This is a genomic window from Patescibacteria group bacterium (assembly GCA_038063375.1).
Classification (GTDB): Bacteria; Patescibacteriota; Minisyncoccia; order Phycocordibacterales; family JANLHH01; genus JANLHH01.
Window position 1 is genome coordinate 23,823 of the sequence record JBBTVG010000028.1, and the last position, 6,240, is coordinate 30,062.

Consider the following 6,240-nt stretch of genomic DNA (forward strand, 5'->3'; position numbering starts at 1 on the left):
GCTGTAATTATACACTTTGCGCGAACTTTTTTTAAACAAAACCCTGGTTACTTCGCACGCGCGGAGCGTGCGAAGTCATCGGTCTTTCCGGAAATGTTTTTCCATTACCGAGTACCAACTCAATCTAAATATCCAGCGGGTATAGTCGTTCCAGTACAGCATTTTCCATGCCGGGAGGAAATATAATATCATGGTTTACCATCTCCTCTGCTCCTACAGGCTTGCCGGATGTGTAGTTTGTATTCTTATCTTTCGCCGCCGTGCCATAATTATTAACTTCAAAGGACCCCTGGTCGGCTCCTTCAATCCGTATTCCTTTATAATACACAGAATTTTTATCTTTTGCGTAATCTCCCTTCACCGCCTCAAATGTTTTAACATCAGCGCCTTCAATTCGCGTGCCCATGTAATACACGGACGATAAATCTTTTGTATGCCAAGCATCAATAATTTCAAAAGTTTTATGATCGGCGCCTTCAATTCGCATTCCATTGTAATAGTACACAAAGTTTTTATCTTTTGCGTAGCAATTCCCTTCAAACACCCTGAATGAATCGGGGTCTGCGGCATCTAAAATATTCATTGCTCCATTGTAATTTACCGTAAACACTTTAGATTTGTCCTTTGCGTACCCGCAGGAAAGCACCGAGAGAGATATTGCGTCAACTCCATTAAGCTTGACTCCTCTGTAATATACGGAATTTTTGTCTTTGGTATAAGTATAATCTACAACCTCAAACGTATCCGAGTCGGCATCTTTAATTTTATCTTTTACAAAATAAACGAAATTTTTATCCTTTGAATATTCCTGGTTAAGCACTTCAAAGGATTCTGAAATGGCATCAAGTAAAATATCTCCATTGTAATATACAAAATTTTTGTCGCGCGCATATCCATATTCCAGAAATTGAAATGTACCTGGATCGGCGTCTTTTATGCGAGACACAGACCCAATTGCGCCACCTTCATCAGCATAATAAGATCTCCATACGGAATTTCTATCTTTAAAATATATTCCTCCTAAATACTCGAACGTTATGGGGTCTATGTTATCAATTATTTTACCTTCACCATAATACACCGAGTTTTTATCTTTAAAATAAACGTCCGACACAATTTTAAAGGTATTTGCATCAATCCAAGAAAGTTTTTTTGCCCTATACCCATAAACAAAATTCTTGTCGCGCGCGTGTATTCCATGAAAACCTACTATCTCAAAAGTGTCAGGATCTGCTCCTTCAATACGCTCTCCTTGATAATATAAAAAATTCTTGTCTTTTGCGTACCCGCTTGGAGAAGTATATGTTCCGTCGCCGACATACGTTTGATATACAAGTTCAAAAGTACCCGGATCTACTCCCTCCAATTTCTTTTGTTTGTAATATACAGCGCCTGAGTCTTTGGCATAATCTTCATCAATAATTTCAAAAGACTTTCCATCAGAGTTTTCTATTTTTTTATCCTGCCACACCAGATATACAAAATTTTTATCGCGAGCGTAACCGTATTTCAAAAATTCAAATGTTTTAGGATCGGAGCCTTCTATTTTTCTTCCGCGATCATACACCGAGTTTTTATCTTTAATATATCCTCTCCCCAGTATTACCAACGTATCAGGGTCAGCATCAACAACCTTCTCTCCCATACGATAGAGAAAGTTTTTGTCTCGAGCATAAGTAAGTGTCGGATTCTGCTCTGGATCAAGAGAGCTGTCTAGGTAATGAGAAGAGATTATTTCAAAAGTTTCCGAATCAGCGCCCTCAATAACGATCGGCCATGGCTTCGGCTGCGTATATGTAGGAAGAGAAGAGCTCGCAACACGTCCGTTTATAATTGTGGGCATACTCATAGGTGGTAGGACAATTTCACGCATCCCATCGTAATATACAAACACCCCATCAGTCGTATACGCTCTGCACATAGTATAAAACGAGGTGTTATTATCTTTGTTTTCATACGCCTCCTCGGGGCAATCTTTTGCTTTGAAGTACCGTGTCTTCCCAACCACGCTCTCCTCCTGCACTGCTGAATCGTCAATAATCGAATCATTGATTGTCGCGGCAATAGAGACGCCGATCGCCAGCATCGTAACCATTGCAACAACTCCGACTATTAATTTATTTGAAAAGATTGTCACTTAAATATTATAACATCAATTATTTTTATACCGCGTGCAGTTCTAATATCCAAATTGACCTTCAGTATGTTTTAATAATTTTTTCAAGGACAAAACGGTTTCCATACGCTGGGGGGAATTATGGGATTTCACGGCTTCCGCCGTAGGCGGAAAGGGTTTTGGCGAAAATCAAAGCGCGATTTTGGCTTCCGCAAAATCGCTCCATATTCTTAATTCCGAACAAGTTACTACGTGGTGCCCAGGAGAGGACTTGAACCTCCACGCCTTACGGCATACGAACCTCAATCGTACGTGTTTACCAATTACACCACCTGGGCATATTTATACATAAAGACATTGCTGTTTTTTCTCAACCAACAATGTTTTTTGTATCTTTTCTTTCTTTCTGCTTAAACAAAGAACATTAGGACTATAGTACATTTTCTTGATAATTACCAGTGCTTCTTTTTTTGCATATTTCAAATTATAGATTGAGCTTTTATTATGTGCTTTTGATATATGCCCTATTGAATTAGCACGCTCGTTTATTTCCCTTCTTAGCCATTCAATATGCTTCAAGCTTGCAGAAGAAAAAGTTAAGTAAAACATATGGCTTGACCTCCATCTTGGGTCCCAGTAAGAATAAAAACATCCGTCCCCGTCTAAACAGCCGCGCAAAAAATCAAAAAAATACTTTTTAGGAACATCTACACCAGAAATTGTCTTTGATTTTGCTTGGGTTACCCCTATTGAAATAAGGAATCTATGAAAAAGTACATCGCTAAACTGAATATGAGTACATGATTTCCCCGCTCCTGCTTGTTTTGTACTTATCTTTACATTCATATCAAGCGCCTTATTAAAATTATTTAATTGTTCCAGGTCTAAAGAAGTTAAACTTATGTGCCTTCCATCTTTATAAAGACACCCGTCCGTTGCAATAAGCCCGATCGCGTAGGCAAAATTTGCCGACCATTTTATTTTTACTTTCCCTTTTGGTTTTGGTCCTCTTAACCCCATAACGCCATGATACCACCTCAAGGTAATAGCGTCTACCAATAAATACAGAAAAATCCCCGACATGAAGTCGGGGATTTTTCTTACTTCTCTTCTGTGGCTTCGTTTGTCTCTTCTGTCTCTGCTATCACCTCTGCTGTTTCTTCCTCGTCTTCACTTTTCATTTCCTCGATCTCCGGTTCCTTCTCCGCAAGATCAGGAATGTCCACGCCTGCCGTTTTCATTTTCCGGCGAATTTCTTTTGCGGCTTTTTCGCGAACGTAATAAAGTTTTGACTTTCGCGCTTTTGAACGCTTTACCAATTCTACTTTATCTATGTTTGGTGAATAGAGCGGGAAAATCCTCTCTACCACGACTCCGCTTGATACTTTCCGTACCGTAAATGTCGCACCCGCTTCAGAGCCGTGCTTGCGCGCCAACACAAGTCCTTCAAATGCCTGGAGGCGTGTCTTCCCTTTTTCCTGCACCTTAGACCACACACGCACGGTATCACCCGCACGGAGATCCATATTCTTCCTGTGCTCAATATTCACGGGAGAAATTTTTATCTGAGTTGCCTTCATAACAAAAACAAGCTTATCACAGGTTTTTGAGTTTAGCAATAGCTTCCTTAAGGTCATCGGGGAGAGGCGCCTCAAGCCGCACCGATTGGCCATTTGGCAAAGAAAGCTCCAGTGATTTTGCGTGGAGCGCCATACGGGTAAGCCCAAAGGGGCATTCCCGATTAGGGGCATACAGTGCATCGCAAACGACTGGATGATGGATTGCCTTCAGGTGCACGCGGATCTGATGGGTCCTCCCCGTCTTAGGATAGAGCTCAACGAGGGTTGTCTTGTTGCCGCGCGCTAAAACACGGTATTCGGTTACCGCCTCACGCAGAGTACCGCGCGCGTCCTTGCCCGCGCTCCACATCCGCACGTTTTTTGTGCTCCTCCCGATCGGCTTCTCAATAGTACCCTCCTCGTTTTTTATATTGTCGTAAACTATCGCAACATACGTTTTCTTGATCTCCCGTTCCTGAAATTGCCGCTTCAGATGCAAAAAAGTTTCCTGATTCTTGGCAATCACAAGCACTCCCGATGTGTCGCGGTCAATGCGATGCACAATGCCCGGTCGCAGTATCGTCTTTCCGTTGTATTCGGCCGGTTCTCCTACTTCTTTTATATCGGGATAATGCTCCATAATCCAGTCAGTGAGGACATACTCCTCGGTCTTCCCGTCCGGGTGCACCGTAAGCCCCGCCGGCTTGTTGATAGCGACAATATCTTTATCTTCGTAGATGATTTTTATTTTTTGCATAGATTACACACCTTTCCTTCGTTCGCGTGTCGCAAATTCGGCGAGAATTTTATGAAATTCCCTACGAGGAAACGCGGGCCAGAGAGTGGGAGTGAAATAAAATTCGCTGTAGACGGATTGCCATGGCAGAAAATTGGAAAGACGCTTTTCTCCGCCTGTTCTGACAATAAGATCGGGGTCGGGTATGTCTTTGGTCCAGAGATATTTTGAAAATTCCTTTTCGGTCATTTTCCCGATCTCCTCTTTCGTTTTCTCTTGTGCGATCTTTTTCACCGCCGACACGATTTCCGCCCGCCCGCCATAAGAAATCGCGAGCACAAGAGTGTTCTCTTTATATGGTCTGGTTTCTTCCTCAAGTGTGCGTATTCCTTCTTGGATATCTTTCGGAAACTTATCAAGATCGCCGATGAACCGCACGTGGACCCTCTCTTTCTTGATGTCCTCTACCTCATCCACGAGAACACTCCGCAAGAGCTTTATCAAAAAACCCACTTCCAACTTTGACCGATTCCAATTTTCCGTAGAGAACGCGTACGCGACCACTGTCTTCACGCCGGCTTCCTTTGTCCATGTGAGCAGTTCTTTCAATTTTTTATATCCCGCGCGAGGGCCTTCGTATACCGGCAACCCGCGCTTGCGCGCCCACCTGCGGTTGCCGTCCATAATAATACCAATGCACTTTGGAATATTTTTTTCTTGTGTATGCATGTTTAATGGTAATAGACGATCTCGAATGTTTTAAACTCTTCTGTCGCCTCGTTCCACGACTCTTCCACATTTTCCACCCGCGCAAAGATGGGTCCCTTGTGGAGGCGTGCGAGAAATTTCCGCAGTGCGTCCTCCTCTCCTTCGGCAACCACATGCACCGAACCGTCACTCATATTTTGCACGGTTCCCGTAAGACCGAGTCTCCTCGCATTTCTTCGTGTGAAATCGCGAAACATGACCAACTGCACTCTGCCTGCTATATTGCATTCCAATCTCCTCTTTGTCATATGAATGATTTATCTTGTGAACCCGAGCAATGTAAGGATTGTATCAAAATCATCGTCTTTTGAAACTTTGTTTTTCCGCTCAAAGTTGCATGTCGTGCATGTGTGCACAATGGTATGTTCCCCGCCTCCCACCTCTGCTCCGATCGGCTCCATGAGACCGCCACATGTGGCGGCGCGATCCCCGGGATTCACATCCACATGTTTGCTCCATAAACATTTGGGACAATGATTGGTATATCCATTGCCCTTCACGGCAAAGTTACACTGCTCGCACGTAAAATCTTCAATCGTGCGTTGGAATTTCTTAGGGGGAGTATTCATGATTTCACTCATTACCGTACCATAAAATAGCCATAAAGGTAAGGTGTGCAGGGTGGTGGGCGATGAGGGACTTGAAGCTTACAGCTTCAGTACAGGTTTCCCATTTTTCTCCGCCCGAGGCGAATCAAAAATATGGGAGAACCTTTTCAAGTCCCCCACGGAAGTGCAGCAGTGCACTTCCTATCGCCCACCATTAAAATCAAAACCGCCCTCACGGGGCGGTTAAGATTTTATATGGTGGGCGATGAGGGACTTGAAGCTTACAGCTTCAGTACAGGTTTCCCATTTTTCTCCGCCCGAGGCGAATCAAAAATATGGGAGAACCTTTTCAAGTCCCCCACGGAAGTGCAGCAGTGCACTTCCTATCGCCCACCATTAAAATCAAAACCGCCCTCACGGGGCGGTTAAGATTTTATATGGTGGGCGATGAGGGACTTGAACCCCCGACCTTCCCGGTGTAAACGGGTTGCTCTAGCCAACTGAGCTAATCGC

Annotated in this window: 7 protein-coding genes and 1 tRNA gene; all 8 read right to left on the reverse strand. The window is 43.6% G+C overall.

Annotation, left to right across the window (positions count from 1 at the left end; translation table 11 throughout):
* Nucleotides 1-124 precede the first annotated feature (124 nt).
* The 8 genes from AAB523_03010 to AAB523_03045 all read right to left on the reverse strand — a co-directional run bounded on the left by AAB523_03010 (nt 125) and on the right by AAB523_03045 (nt 5,760).
* Nucleotides 125-2,137, reverse strand: a complete 2,013-nt coding sequence (locus AAB523_03010; GenBank protein ID MEK7556229.1) for a DKNYY domain-containing protein — start codon at nt 2,135-2,137, stop codon at nt 125-127.
* Between the two features lie 232 nt (nt 2,138-2,369).
* Nucleotides 2,370-2,454 (reverse strand) — tRNA-Leu (locus AAB523_03015).
* A 4-nt stretch (nt 2,455-2,458) separates the two neighbouring features.
* Nucleotides 2,459-3,199, reverse strand: coding sequence for a hypothetical protein (locus AAB523_03020; GenBank protein MEK7556230.1), 741 nt, complete (start codon nt 3,197-3,199; stop codon nt 2,459-2,461).
* Between the two features lie 17 nt (nt 3,200-3,216).
* Nucleotides 3,217-3,696, reverse strand: coding sequence for a 50S ribosomal protein L19 (gene rplS, locus AAB523_03025; GenBank protein MEK7556231.1), 480 nt, complete (start codon nt 3,694-3,696; stop codon nt 3,217-3,219).
* 16 nt (nt 3,697-3,712) lie between these two features.
* The gene (locus AAB523_03030; GenBank protein ID MEK7556232.1) at nt 3,713-4,432 is read right to left on the reverse strand and encodes an RluA family pseudouridine synthase; all 720 of its coding nucleotides are present in this window, start codon (nt 4,430-4,432) and stop codon (nt 3,713-3,715) included.
* Between the two features lie 3 nt (nt 4,433-4,435).
* Nucleotides 4,436-5,140, reverse strand: coding sequence for a polyprenyl diphosphate synthase (uppS, locus tag AAB523_03035; protein MEK7556233.1), 705 nt, complete (start codon nt 5,138-5,140; stop codon nt 4,436-4,438).
* 2 nt (nt 5,141-5,142) lie between these two features.
* On the reverse strand, nt 5,143-5,427 hold the full coding sequence (locus AAB523_03040; GenBank protein MEK7556234.1) for an acylphosphatase: 285 nt from the start codon (nt 5,425-5,427) through the stop codon (nt 5,143-5,145).
* A 9-nt stretch (nt 5,428-5,436) separates the two neighbouring features.
* On the reverse strand, nt 5,437-5,760 hold the full coding sequence (locus tag AAB523_03045; protein MEK7556235.1) for an RNHCP domain-containing protein: 324 nt from the start codon (nt 5,758-5,760) through the stop codon (nt 5,437-5,439).
* Nucleotides 5,761-6,240: the final 480 nt, after the last annotated feature.

Excerpts from the sequence above, each read along its gene's own strand:
- AAB523_03020 (MEK7556230.1), bottom strand. The coding sequence starts at position 3,199 with ATGTCGGGGATTTTTCTGTATTTATTGGTAGACGCTATTACCTTGAGG.
- rplS (MEK7556231.1), bottom strand. The coding sequence starts at position 3,696 with ATGAAGGCAACTCAGATAAAAATTTCTCCCGTGAATATTGAGCACAGG.
- AAB523_03030 (MEK7556232.1), bottom strand. The coding sequence starts at position 4,432 with ATGCAAAAAATAAAAATCATCTACGAAGATAAAGATATTGTCGCTATC.
- uppS (MEK7556233.1), bottom strand. The coding sequence starts at position 5,140 with ATGCATACACAAGAAAAAAATATTCCAAAGTGCATTGGTATTATTATG.
- AAB523_03040 (MEK7556234.1), bottom strand. The coding sequence starts at position 5,427 with ATGACAAAGAGGAGATTGGAATGCAATATAGCAGGCAGAGTGCAGTTG.
- AAB523_03045 (MEK7556235.1), bottom strand. The coding sequence starts at position 5,760 with ATGAGTGAAATCATGAATACTCCCCCTAAGAAATTCCAACGCACGATT.